Raw genomic sequence first — 12,211 nt, 5'->3', positions numbered from 1 at the left:
AAGCGGGGCCCCGAAAGGGGCCCCGTTTCACATTCCGGGCGGGCCGGACCTTTCAGCTCAGCCTGACGGGCTTGCCCTCATAGGTGCGGTTGCCGACGCGGACCACGACATTGCCGTTCGCCTGTTCGCGCTCGAACAGGCCCTGCACCAGGATGCAGCTGCCGATGGTGATGGTGCGAATCATCTGCCGATCTCCTCCCTCTCTCCGGCAGGCAGGATCGCCGCAAGGGCGCGATCTGTTAACAGATCGCCCGCACCCGCAGCCACGTCACCGCGGGCTGTTGCATCCGCGTCACAGCCAGTCGCGCAGGATCGGGATCAGCGGCACATCGGCGGGCGGCATCGGGTATTTTGCCAGATCGCGGGCCGCGACCCAGGCGAGGTTCTGCCCCTCGCGCGGGATGGGTGTGCCCTGCCAGCGGCGGCAGGCGAACATCGGCATCAGCAGGTGGAAATCGCCGTAGCCGTGGCTGGCGAAGGTCAGCGGCGCCAGGCAGGAGGACCAGGTCTCGATGCCCAGTTCTTCATGCAGCTCGCGGATCAGCGCCGCCTCGGGGGTCTCGTCGGGCTCGACCTTGCCGCCGGGAAACTCCCACAGACCGGCAAGGGTCTTGCCCTCGGGGCGCTGCGCCAGCAGCACGCGGCCATCCCTGTCGATCAGCGCCACCGCCGCGACCAGCAGCACCCTCATGAGCGGTAGTCGGCGTTGATGTCGATGTAGCGATGCGTCAGGTCGCAGGTCCAGACCGTGCGCCGGCCCTTGCCCAGACCCAGATCGACGCCGATCACCAGATGGTCGCGCTTCATGTAGGCGCTGGCCGCGGCCTCGTCATAGCCGGGGGCGCGCCAGCCCTTCTCGGCCAGCACCATGTCGCCAAAGCGGATGGTCAGCAGGTCGCGCTCGGCCCGGGCGCCGGACTTGCCCACCGCCATGACCACACGGCCCCAGTTCGCATCCTCGCCGGCTATGGCGGTCTTGACCAGCGGCGAATTGGCGATGGCCATGGCGACGCGATGCGCGTCGGCGTCGTCGGCCGCCCCACTGACCTGCACCTCGACGAATTTCGTCGCGCCCTCGCCGTCCTTGACCACCTGCTGCGCCAGGTCCAGCATCACCTGACCCAGCGCCCGGGCGAAGGCCTTGGCCGGGGCCGAACGCAGGTCGGTGATCGGCGCCGCGGCGGATTTTCCGGTGGCGGCGAGGATCAGCGCATCCGAGGTCGAGGTGTCGCTGTCCACGGTGATGGCGTTGAACGTATGGTCCAACTGCGCCGACAGGATGCGCTGCAGCAAGTCCGGGCCGATCTGCGCATCGGTAAAGACATAGACCAGCATCGTCGCCATGTCGGGCGCGATCATCCCCGAGCCCTTGGCGATGCCGGTGATATTGACCGTGCCGCCCTCGGCCTGAAAGCTGGCGGTGGCGCCCTTGGGGAAGGTGTCGGTGGTCATGATGGCACGCGCGGCGGCGGCGGCGGCACCGGCGTCAAGCCCTTGGGCCAGATCGGGGATGATCGCGGTGATGCGCTCGGCCGGCAGCGGCTCGCCGATCACCCCGGTCGAGGAGGAGAACACCCGTTCGCGCGGGATGCCCAGCGCCGCGGCCACGCCGCCGGTGACGGCATCCACCGCCTCCTGCCCGGCCCGGCCGGTAAAGGCATTGGCATTGCCCGAATTGACCACGATGGCCGCGCCGGTGCTGGTGTCCTGTGCCCAGCCCAGCTTTTCCTGGCAGTCCAGGACGCAGGCCGCCCGGGTCGTGGACCGGGTGAAGGCGCCGGCGATCGCCGTGCCGGGCGCCAGGCGCACCAGCATGACATCGGTGCGGCCCTGATACTTGATCCCGGCGGCACCGGCGGCGAATTCCGCCCCGGCGATCACCGGCAGGTCGGGAAAGGCCGCGGGCGCCAGCGGCGAGACCGGATTGGCGGGCTTGCCGCCGGCGCGGGCGCCGATGCTGGCCTCGGCGTCGCGGAAGGCGGCTTTCAGCTTCCTCAGCTTCTTTCTCAGCGACTTCAGCTTTTCGGCATCCGACAGCTTCGCCTTCTTTTCCTCGGCCTTGCTCATCGCTTACTCTCCCAGGATGGCGGTCTTGTTCAGCAGCTCCGGGCTGAGGCCGCCGGTCTTGTCGATCTTGGATTCGGCCACGCGCGCCTCGATCGCGGCCTGCACCTTGTCGCGGCGCACCTGCACGGCCAGTTGCTCCTTGACCTCGTCCAGCTTGGGCGGCACCACCTCGCGCTGGTCGAGCAGCTTGATGACATGCCAGCCGAACTGCGTCTCGACCGGCTCCGAGATCTGGTCCTTTTTCAGCGCCTTCACGGCCTCGGCAAAGGGCGCGACCATCTGTTCGGGCTGGAACCAGCCCAGATCGCCCTTGTTCGGGCCGGAATTGTCGGTCGATTTCTCCTCGGCCAGCTTGCCGAAATCGGCGCCGCCCTGCAGTTCCTTGACGATGGCCTCGGCCTCGTCGCGGGTCTTCACCAGGATATGGGCGGCGTTGTATTCGACCTTGGGCGCGGCGTCGCCGCCGAAGGTCTGGTCGTAAAGCGCCTTCAGCTCGGCCTCGGTCGGCTCGACGCTCGCGACCTTTTCCAGGGCCGAGCCGGCCAGATAGGCGCGCCGCTCGATCTCCAGCGCCACGGCATCGCGCTTGCTCAGCGGGTCAGTGGCGGTCTGGGCCACCGCGGTCTGGCGGATCATCTGGTCCAGCATCAGGTCCCACAGCGCCGCATCGGTCAGCCCCTGCGTCGCCTGCGCGTCCAGGCCCTGGCGCATGGCGACCATCTGGCCCAGGGTGATCGCCTCGCCATTGACGGTGGCGACGACGGTATCGGCGTCCTGCGCCAGGGCCGGCGCGGCCAGCAGCGGCAGGGCGATCAGCGTCGAGGCGGCGAGAAGCGGTTTCAGCATGGTGTTCACCTTCATTGGGACGGCCGCATCCACGCAGAGGTGAACGGGCGCAAGCGTTGACAGAAGCGCGCACGGGGCCTACATCCGGCGCAACCGAAAATGCGCGCCCGTCGCCGTTATCCGGCCCCGTGATAGGGCAAGGCGAATGGTGCCGGCAAGTGGCGGAACGCCCCGCGCCCCCCTGATACGCGATTTTGAAGGCTCACATGCTCGGCATTGGTAATCTGGCGAAACTGGTCTTTGGAACGCCCAACGACCGCAAGGTGAAATCGGTCCGCCCGCTGGTGGCCCAGGTCAATGCGCTGGAGGAACAGTTCCGCGCCATGTCCGACGCCGAGCTCATCGGCAAGACTCGCGAATTGCAGGGCCGCGCCCAGGGCTCGGACGACCGGCCGGGCGAGGATCTGGACAAGCTTCTGCCCGAGGCCTTCGCCAATTGCCGCGAGGCGGCGCGCCGCGCCCTTGGCCTGCGCGCCTTCGATACGCAGCTGATGGGCGGCATCTTCCTGCACCAGGGCAATATCGCCGAGATGAAGACCGGCGAGGGCAAGACCCTGGTCGCGACATTCCCGGCCTATCTGAACGCGCTGGCCGGCAAGGGCGTGCATATCGTCACCGTCAACGACTACCTGGCCAAGCGCGACGCGCACTGGATGGGCAAGGTCTTCGCGCAGCTCGGCATGACCACCGGCGTCGTCTATCCCTTTCAGGAGGACGAGGAAAAGCGTCAAGCCTACCGCGCCGACGTGACCTATGCCACCAACAACGAACTGGGCTTCGACTATCTGCGCGACAACATGAAGGGCTCGATCGACCAGATGAGCCAGCGCGGGCATTTCTACGCCATCGTCGACGAGGTGGACTCGATCCTGATCGACGAGGCAAGGACGCCGCTGATCATCTCGGGTCCCAGCCAGGACCGCAGCGAGCTTTACCGCACGCTCGATGCCTTCATGCCGGAACTGACGCCCGAGCATTACAAGCTGGACGAAAAGACCCGCAACGCCACCTTCACCGAGGAAGGCAACGAATATCTGGAAAAGCGCCTGCAGGCCGCGGGCGTGCTGCCGCAGGGCCAGACGCTTTACGACCCGGAATCGACCACCATCGTGCATCACGCCAACCAGGCGATGCGCGCGCACAAGCTGTTCCAGCGCGACCAGCACTATATCGTGCGCGACGATGAGGTGGTCTTGATCGACGAATTCACCGGCCGGATGATGAAGGGCCGCCGCCTGTCGGACGGGCTGCACCAGGCCATCGAGGCCAAGGAGCGCGTGGCCATCCAGCCCGAGAACGTGACCCTGGCCTCGGTCACATTCCAGAACTATTTCCGGCTTTACGCGAAACTTGGCGGCATGACCGGCACCGCGGCGACCGAGGCCGAGGAATTCGCCGAGATCTACAAGCTGGGCGTGGTCGAGGTGCCGACCAACCGTCCCATCCAGCGCCTGGACGAACATGACCGCGTCTATCGCACCGCCGAGGAAAAGCACACCGCGGTGATCGAGGCCATCCGCGAGGCCCATGCCAAGGGCCAGCCGATCCTGGTGGGCACCACCAGCATCGAGAAATCCGAGATGCTGTCGCAGCTGCTGACCCGCGAGGGCATCGCGCATAACGTCCTGAACGCCCGCCAGCACGAGGCCGAGGCGCAGATCGTCGCCGATGCCGGCAAGCTGGGCGCGGTGACCATCGCCACCAACATGGCCGGCCGCGGCACCGACATCCAGCTTGGCGGCAATGTCGAGATGAAGGTGATGGAGGCGCTGGCCGCTGATCCCGAGGCCAATCCCGACGCGCTGCGCGCCCGGATCGAGGCCGACCATGCCGCCGAGAAACAGGCGGTGCTGGACGCCGGGGGCTTGTTCGTTCTGGCCACCGAACGCCACGAAAGCCGGCGCATCGACAACCAGCTGCGCGGCCGCTCGGGCCGGCAGGGCGACCCGGGCCGCTCGCTGTTCTTCCTGTCGCTGGAAGACGATTTGATGCGCATCTTCGGCTCGGAACGGCTGGACAAGGTGCTGTCCACGCTCGGCATGAAAGAGGGCGAGGCCATCGTCCACCCCTGGGTGAACAAGTCGCTGGAACGCGCCCAGGCCAAGGTCGAGGGCCGCAACTTCGACATCCGCAAGCAGCTTTTGAAATTCGACGACGTGATGAACGACCAGCGCAAGGCGATCTTCAGCCAGCGCCTGGAAATCATGCACACCGACGAGGTCGAGGAGGTGGCCGCCGACATGCGCAGCCAGGTCATCGACGATCTGGTGGACGAATATCTGCCGCCGCGCGCCTATGCCGAGCAGTGGAACGTCAAGGGCCTGCACGGCGCGGTGATCGAGCGGCTGAACATGGACCTGCCCATCGCCGAATGGGCCGCCGAGGAGGGCGTGGACCAGGAGACCGTGCGCGAGCGCATCCAGCAGGCGACCGACGCCTATATGGCGCAGAAGACCGAACAGTTCGGCCCGGAAAACATGCGCCAGATCGAAAAGCAGGTGCTGCTGCAGCAGATCGACGGCAAGTGGCGCGAGCATCTGGTGACGCTCGAGCACCTGCGCTCGGTCGTGGGTTTCCGCGGCTATGCGCAGCGCGACCCGCTGTCGGAATACAAGACCGAGGGTTTCCAGCTGTTCGAGACCATGCTGGACGGGCTGCGCGTCGACGTGACCCAGCAGCTGGCGCGCATCCGGCCGCTGACCGATGCCGAGCGCGAACAGATGCTGCGCGACTACATGCAGCAGCAGGCCGCCACCGAGGCGCAGATGCAGCCCGAGCACGAGGAGGCCGAGGGCGGCGAGATCTCGGGCCGGGTCGCGGGCTTTGACGCCGCCGATCCGACCACCTGGGGCAACCCCTCGCGCAACGATCCCTGCCCCTGCGGCTCGGGGCAGAAGTTCAAGCACTGCCACGGCGCCCTGGCCTGAGGACGGCCTGAAACCGCCCGCGCATGATCCGATCTGGCGCGGGCGCGCAGCCGTGCTAAAGCTTGTCGCATGACCGCCACCACACGGAGCCTGCGATGACCAGCCTGCCTGCCCTTGCCGAGATCGAGGCGATGGATGCCGCAGACCCGCTGCGCGATCTGCGCGACGCGTTCCTGCTGCCCCCGGACGAGATCTATCTGGACGGAAACTCGCTGGGCCCGGCCTCGCGCGCGGCGCAGCACGAACTGGCGCTGGCCGCCAGCCAGGAATGGCAGCGCGAGTTGATCCGCAGCTGGAACAGCGCCGGCTGGTTCGACCTGCCGCTGCAACTGGGCGACGCCATCGGCCGACTGATTGGCGCGGCGCCGGGACAGGTGGTGGTGGCCGACACGACCTCGGTCAATGTCTTCAAGGCCCTGCATGCCGCCATGGGCCTGCGCCCCGGTCGCCAGGCGATCGTCGCCGAAAGCGGCAGCTTTCCCACCGACCTTTATATGGCCGAGGGCGTGGTCGCCACCCTGCCCGGCGCCAGCCTGCGGCTTGAGGGCGTGGACGCGCCGGAAATCGAGGACCTGCTGGGTCCGGATGTCGGGGCGGTACTGGTCAACCATGTGAATTACAAGACCGGCGAACTGCGCGACATGGCGGCGCTGACCCGGCTCATCCACGATGCCGGCGCCCTTGCCGTCTGGGACCTGTGCCATTCCGCCGGGGCGCTGCCGGTGGATCTGGATGCGGCAGGGGCCGATTTCGCCGTGGGCTGCACCTACAAATACCTGAACGGCGGCCCAGGATCGCCGGCCTTCATCTATGTCGCCAGCCGGCATCTGGGCGCGGCAAACCAGCCGCTCAGCGGCTGGTGGGGCCATGCCCGGCCCTTTGCCTTCGAGACCGGCTACGAGGGCGACCCCGGCATCCGCCGCTTTCAATGCGGCACGCAGCCGATGCTGTCCATGCGCGCGCTGAAAGGCGCGCTGCAGGTCTGGGATGGCGTGGACATGGCGGCACTGCGCAAGAAAAGCCAGGCGCTGACCGATCTGTTCATCCGCCTGGTCGAGGGGCTTTGCGCCGGGCACGGGCTGGAACTGGAAACCCCGCGCGACGGCGAAAGGCGCGGCAGCCAGGTCTCGTTTCGCCACGCACACGCCTGGCCGGTGATGCAGGCGCTGATCGCGCGCGGCGTCATCGGCGATTTCCGCGCCCCGGCGACGCTGCGCTTCGGCTTTGCCCCGCTTTACCTGCGCTTTGCCGATGTCCATACCGCCGCCACGGTTCTGGCCGAGGTGCTGGAAAGCGAAAGCTGGAAGGACCCGCGTTTTGCCCTGCGCGCCGCGGTGACCTGAACCGCCTAGCCGCGCGGCGGCGGGCACAGGCGGATCCGCGTGCCCCAGGCGGCGCAGCGCTCAGCCAGGGGCACGGGCAGCGGCCGGTCGGTGAACATGGTGTCGATCTCGGCCAGGCTGGCGATGCGCGCCGGCGCCGGCCGACCCAGCTTGGAATGGTCGCTGACCAGAAAGGCGCGGCGCGACTGGCGCAGGATGGCGCGGCTGACGCGCACCTCGGCCAGGTCGAAATCCAGCAGGTCGCCGTCCGGGTCCAGCGCCGAGGTGCCGATCACCGCGTAATCGACCTTGAACTGTTCGAAGAACTGCGTGGTCAGTTCCCCCACCAGCCCGCCGTCCGAGCGCCGCAGCGCCCCGCCCGCCACCATGATCTCGCAGCCCGGATTGGCCAGCAGGATATTGGCCACGTTCATGTTGTTGGTGACCACGGTGATATTGGAGTGATGCACCAGCGCCTGGGCCACCGCCTCGGTGGTGGTGCCAAGATTCAGGATCAGGCTGCAGTTGTCGGGAATCTCGGCGGCGCAGGCGGCGCCGATGGCGGCCTTGGCCTCGGCGTTCAGACGCCGGCGCGCCTCATAGCCAAGGTTCACCGCGCCCGCGCGCGGCACGGCGCCGCCATGCACCCGGTCGAGCAACCCAAGTTCGGCCATTTCGCCCAGATCGCGGCGGATGGTCTGCAGCGTGACATCGAAGCGCTGCGCCAGTTCGTCGACCAGCACCCGGCCCTCGGCGCGGACCAGTTCCAGGATCTCGGCCTGGCGGATGCTGAGGGCCAATCGCGCCTCCTGTCACGGTTCCGGCCAATCTATGCCATCCACGCCTGCGCGCAAGCTTTCCTTGCCGGCCGTGGCGCCAGCGCCAATGTTCGGATCGGACCGGATCGCCGGGGAAACGAAAGCCGCTTGACCGGAACCGGGGCAGCGGGCAGCCTGCCCGGCAGCGCTGGCCGCCACCGCAAAGGAGCTGCGATGATCCCGACATTCCAGATCGCCCTGCCCGGGCGCGTGGTCTTTGGCCGCGGCACGGCGCAAGAGGCGCCGGCGGCGCTGCTGGCTTTCGGCCGCCGCGGCCTGCTGGTGCATGGCGCCGATGCCAGCCGCGCCGCCTGGCTGCGCGCGGCGCTGACGGCCGAAGGCGCCGAACTGCGCGGCCTCGCCTGCCCGGGCGAGCCGGATCTGCCCATGCTTGAGGCGGCGCTGGAGGGCCTGCGCGGGCAAGGTTTCGACTGGGTGGCGGCGCTGGGCGGCGGCGCGGCGCTGGACATGGGCAAGGCGCTGGCGGCACTGATCCCGGCCCCTGGCGGCATCATGGACCATCTCGAGGTGGTCGGGCGCGGCCTGCCGCTGGCGGTGCCGCCCCTGCCCTTCGTCGCCCTGCCCAGCACCGCCGGCACCGGGGCCGAGGCGACGCGCAATGCGGTGATCGGCCTGCCCGGGCACGGGCGCAAGGTCTCGATCCGCGACGAGCGCATGCTGCCGCGCCTGGCCATCGTCGATCCGGCACTGACCGATCATTGCCCGCGCCGGGTGACGCTGGCCTCGGGGCTGGACGCGCTGGCGCAGGTGATCGAGCCCTGGGTCTCGGGCCGCGCCACGCCCTTTACCGATGCGCTGACCCGGCCGGCAATCGGCCCCGGGCTGGCGGCGCTCGTGCGGCTGATGCAGGCCGAGGACAGCGCGGCGCGCGACCGCATGGCCTGGGTCAGCCTGTGCGGCGGCATGGCGCTGGCCAATGGCGGGCTGGGCGCCGTGCACGGGCTGGCCGGGGTGATCGGCGGCGTGACCGGCGCGGCGCATGGCGCGATCTGCGGCGCGCTGCTGGGCCCGGTGCTGCGCATGAACCGCGAATACGCCCCCGATCCCGCCCGCATCGACGAGGTCTGCCATGAGATCGCCCGCGTCCTGGCCTGCGCGCCCGGTGACGCCCCCGAGGCGCTGGCCCGCTGGGCGCGACAGGCCGGCCTGCCCGGGCTGCGCCAGCAGGGGCTGGACCCCGCCGCGCATGCAGCCGTGGCCGAGGCCGCGCTGACCAGCTCCTCGATGAAGGGCAATCCCTTCGCGCCCGGCCCGGCGCAATTGTGCAAGGTTCTGCACGCCGCCGGCTGATTGCCCGGCACCGAATCGCGCATCCTGGTCTATGCTTGGCCGGCGGGGGGACCATGGACCGGAGCGGCACGCAGGGGCAGACGCAGGAACGGCAGGTCACCGGCGAGGTGCGCCTGGCCGTGGTCCTTTACGGCGGCGTATCGCTGGCCATCTACATGAACGGCATCGCACAAGAGTTGCTGCGCATGGTCCGCGGCAGCGCCGACCTGCCCGAGACGGCGCTGAACGATGGAGAGCGGCTGTATCGCCAGCTGTCGCAGGCCCTGGGCCGCGGCGGCGGGCGCAAGCGCTTTGTCATCGACATCATCTCGGGCAGTTCCGCCGGCGGCATCAACGGCGTCGCGCTGGCCAAGGCCCTGGCGCTGGGCTGCCGCGACCTCGACAGCCTGCGCCGGGCCTGGACGGAAAAGGCCGACATCGGCGGGCTGCTGAACGACCGCGGCGGCGCGCAGGCGATGCTGCGCCCGGTCGAGTCGCTGCTGGACGGCGGCCATATGGTGCAGCTTCTGCGCGAGTCGCTTGCCGCCATGCCGAAGGGCGACGCGCCGCTGGCCGAATCGCTGGATCTGTTCGTCACCGCGACCGACATCCGCGGCCGCGACGCGCCCATGCAGCTGCCGGGGGCGCAGCTGGATGAAAAGATCCACAAGACCGTGTTCCATTTCGTCCATGACGGCATCCGCAACGATTTTCAGGACAATGACGGCATGCTGGCCTTTGCCGCGCGCTGCACCTCGTCCTTCCCGGTGGCCTTTGCGCCGATGCGCCATGCCGACCTGCCGAAGGAGGCGCGCAGGCCGGCCGATGCCCGCTTCTTTGCCGGCATCCCGGATTACGAGCAGCGCCTGTTCGCCGACGGCGGCTATCTGGACAACCGCCCCTTCAGCCATGCAACCGAACTGATCCCGCAGCGCCCGACCCGGCTGCCGGGCGAGCGCAAGCTGTTGTTCATCGATCCGTTCCCCGACCGGGCGCTGGGCACGGGCGATCCGTCGCGCAGCGTGGATTTCGTCCAGAACGCCCGCCTCGCCCTGACCGACCTGCCGCGCTATGAAACCATCCGCGAGGACATCCGCAGCATAGCCCGGATGAACCGCCGGCTGGAGCGGCTGGCCGCGCTGCAGGGCCGCTGGCGCGAGGACCAGCAGCAGCTGGCCGACAGCGGGCGCAGCATGGTGGCGATGAACAAGCCCGAGGGGCTTGAGGATATGGACCTGGCCCAGCTGATGGCGCTGCGCGATCCCGCGGCCGGCGCGCATGTCTATCCGCAAAGCTATCCGCTTTATCACCACCTGCGCGTCTATGGCACCACCGACGTGCTTTGCGCCATGGTGGCGCGTCTGGCCGGCCATGAGGCTGATTCGGATGTGGCGCAATATCTGCGCCAGATCATGCGCGCCTGGCGCGACGCGAATTTCAGCGCCTATCACGCCAGGGGAAAGCGCACGGAACTGCTGTATCTGGCCTGGTTCGATCTGGATTTCCGCCTGCGCCGGCTGACGCATCTGCGCGCCCATGTCGACGAGCAGCTTGATCCGGGCGCCCGCACCCCGGGCGAGACGCTGCGCACCGGATTGCCGCACGAGGTGCTGATGCATCTGCGCAACGAGATCGAGCGTGAACTGACCGGCCTGCGCCGGCGCTTCCACCCCGACCAGAGCGCGGCGCAGCAACTGCTGAAGCCCGAAGGGATCGAACTGCTGAACACGCGCATCTCCGAACACTATACCCGGGTGATGCAGATGCCCACGGACGCGGCCCGCCGGGATGCGGCGACCGCGGTCTATCAGGATCCCGACATCCGCGGCCGGGTCGATCACGCGCTGCAGGGGCTGGGCGCACAGCTGCGCAAGGCCTTCGACGACAGCAGCCAGCGCATCCGCGCGGCGCTGGCCCGGCCGGACATGCAGGATCTGCTGCGCATCTACGACAGCTTTCACTGGCATGACATGCTGACCTTTTCCTTCCTCGAGGGCACGGAATCGCAAGAGCATGCCGAGGTCGGCGTGTTCCGCATCAGCCCGGCCGACAGCAGCCTGAACCCCGATCCCGCCAAGCTGGCCGGCATCCGGGTCGCGGCCTTCGGCGGTTTTCTCGACCGGGACTGGCGCGAGCACGACATTCTCTGGGGCCGGCTTGACGGGGCCGAACGCATCATTGGCGCGCTGATGGCCGAGCGCCCCGAGCCCGAGCGCCGGGAATGGATCGAAAGGCTGCAGGACCACATCCTGCAAGAGGAATACGACGCCAGCCGCGACAGCGGCCGCCGCCGCCAGCTGGCGCTGCTCAAGGCCAAGCTGCGCAAGGAAGACATCGACGACCAGAGCTTTGACGACACGCTGCGCCACGCCCTGGGTGCGGGCGCGGTGCCGGCGATGGACCGCGCGCGCTTCGAGGCGCATTACAAGGCGCTGAAGCCCGTCGGCCCGCATCCGCGCCAGGTCACCGCCTGGGCCAGCCGCAGCATGACCATCCTGTCGCGCATGATCGACGACCTGCCCGAGGACGGCATCCTGCGCATGCCTTTGAACCGGCTGGCCATGTTCCTGCGCGCCTCGGGCGTGCTGCTGACCCGCCTGGCGCGCGCCGCCCTGCCCGAGACCCTGCCGCGGCTGCTGGCGCATAACCTGCTTTATCTGGTGGTCCTTGCCGGGTTCCTGATCGCGCTGGCCTCGCCCTGGCTGGGGGAGGCGGCGATCGGCATCGGGTTCACGCTGATCCTCGCCGCATCGGCGGCCTGGCTGCTGCTTTACGGCTTTGGCCGCTGGCTGCGGCTGAGCATGCGGCGCCGCGAGTCGCCCTGGACCGGGCTCTGGCGCATGCTGGCCTGGTCGCTGGCGGTGATCGCCCTGGCGCTGATGGCCATCGGCGCCTGGACGGTGCGGGGCTATCTGGCCGGCTGAAGCGCAGGGAATCCGCG

Annotated in this window: 9 protein-coding genes; 4 read left to right on the top strand and 5 right to left on the bottom strand. The window is 68.7% G+C overall.

Going from position 1 to position 12,211, the window contains the following annotated elements:
• Positions 1-52: 52 nt before the first annotated feature.
• The 4 genes from WMK75_RS00655 to WMK75_RS00640 form a co-directional block, all read right to left on the bottom strand.
• Positions 53-184: a hypothetical protein gene (locus WMK75_RS00655; RefSeq protein WP_347265722.1), complete on the bottom strand. Its 132-nt coding sequence runs from the start codon at positions 182-184 to the stop codon at positions 53-55.
• Positions 185-292: 108 nt separating this feature from the next.
• On the bottom strand, positions 293-691 hold the full coding sequence (locus tag WMK75_RS00650) for a (deoxy)nucleoside triphosphate pyrophosphohydrolase (protein ID WP_347265721.1): 399 nt from the start codon (positions 689-691) through the stop codon (positions 293-295).
• Positions 688-2,067: a bifunctional glutamate N-acetyltransferase/amino-acid acetyltransferase ArgJ gene (argJ, locus tag WMK75_RS00645; protein ID WP_347265720.1), complete on the bottom strand. Its 1,380-nt coding sequence runs from the start codon at positions 2,065-2,067 to the stop codon at positions 688-690. Before argJ ends, WMK75_RS00650 begins: the two co-directional genes overlap by 4 nt.
• 3 nt (positions 2,068-2,070) lie before the next feature.
• Positions 2,071-2,913, bottom strand: a complete 843-nt coding sequence (locus WMK75_RS00640) for a peptidylprolyl isomerase (RefSeq protein WP_347265719.1) — start codon at positions 2,911-2,913, stop codon at positions 2,071-2,073.
• A gap of 206 nt (positions 2,914-3,119) precedes the next feature.
• Between WMK75_RS00640 and secA the strand changes: the two genes are divergently transcribed.
• Together secA and kynU are read left to right on the top strand one after the other, a co-directional pair.
• Entirely contained in the window at positions 3,120-5,840 is a 2,721-nt protein-coding gene (gene secA, locus WMK75_RS00635) for a preprotein translocase subunit SecA (protein WP_347265718.1), read from the top strand.
• Positions 5,841-5,935: 95 nt separating this feature from the next.
• A complete protein-coding gene (gene kynU, locus WMK75_RS00630) occupies positions 5,936-7,183 on the top strand; it encodes a kynureninase (RefSeq protein WP_347265717.1) in 1,248 nt (415 codons plus the stop codon).
• 5 nt (positions 7,184-7,188) lie between these two features.
• On the opposite strand, the gene WMK75_RS00625 is transcribed toward kynU, so the two are convergent.
• Entirely contained in the window at positions 7,189-7,962 is a 774-nt protein-coding gene (locus tag WMK75_RS00625; protein WP_347265716.1) for a DeoR/GlpR family DNA-binding transcription regulator, read from the bottom strand.
• A gap of 192 nt (positions 7,963-8,154) precedes the next feature.
• Between WMK75_RS00625 and WMK75_RS00620 the strand changes: the two genes are divergently transcribed.
• The gene (locus tag WMK75_RS00620; protein ID WP_347265715.1) at positions 8,155-9,291 is read left to right on the top strand and encodes an iron-containing alcohol dehydrogenase; all 1,137 of its coding nucleotides are present in this window, start codon (positions 8,155-8,157) and stop codon (positions 9,289-9,291) included.
• 53 nt (positions 9,292-9,344) lie between these two features.
• Positions 9,345-12,194: a patatin-like protein gene (locus WMK75_RS00615; RefSeq protein WP_347265714.1), complete on the top strand. Its 2,850-nt coding sequence runs from the start codon at positions 9,345-9,347 to the stop codon at positions 12,192-12,194.
• Positions 12,195-12,211: the final 17 nt, after the last annotated feature.

Origin of the sequence: Paracoccus sp. (in: a-proteobacteria) (genome assembly GCF_039808215.1) — a bacterium.
GTDB lineage: Bacteria > Pseudomonadota > Alphaproteobacteria > Rhodobacterales > Rhodobacteraceae > Paracoccus.
The sequence above is the reverse complement of the archived record's forward strand: the minus strand, read 5'-3'. Positions and strand labels throughout refer to the sequence as shown.

Excerpts from the sequence above, each read along its gene's own strand:
- WMK75_RS00655 (WP_347265722.1), bottom strand. The coding sequence starts at position 184 with ATGATTCGCACCATCACCATCGGCAGCTGCATCCTGGTGCAGGGCCTG.
- WMK75_RS00650 (WP_347265721.1), bottom strand. The coding sequence starts at position 691 with ATGAGGGTGCTGCTGGTCGCGGCGGTGGCGCTGATCGACAGGGATGGC.
- argJ (WP_347265720.1), bottom strand. The coding sequence starts at position 2,067 with ATGAGCAAGGCCGAGGAAAAGAAGGCGAAGCTGTCGGATGCCGAAAAG.
- WMK75_RS00640 (WP_347265719.1), bottom strand. The coding sequence starts at position 2,913 with ATGCTGAAACCGCTTCTCGCCGCCTCGACGCTGATCGCCCTGCCGCTG.
- secA (WP_347265718.1), top strand. The coding sequence starts at position 3,120 with ATGCTCGGCATTGGTAATCTGGCGAAACTGGTCTTTGGAACGCCCAAC.
- kynU (WP_347265717.1), top strand. The coding sequence starts at position 5,936 with ATGACCAGCCTGCCTGCCCTTGCCGAGATCGAGGCGATGGATGCCGCA.
- WMK75_RS00620 (WP_347265715.1), top strand. The coding sequence starts at position 8,155 with ATGATCCCGACATTCCAGATCGCCCTGCCCGGGCGCGTGGTCTTTGGC.
- WMK75_RS00615 (WP_347265714.1), top strand. The coding sequence starts at position 9,345 with ATGGACCGGAGCGGCACGCAGGGGCAGACGCAGGAACGGCAGGTCACC.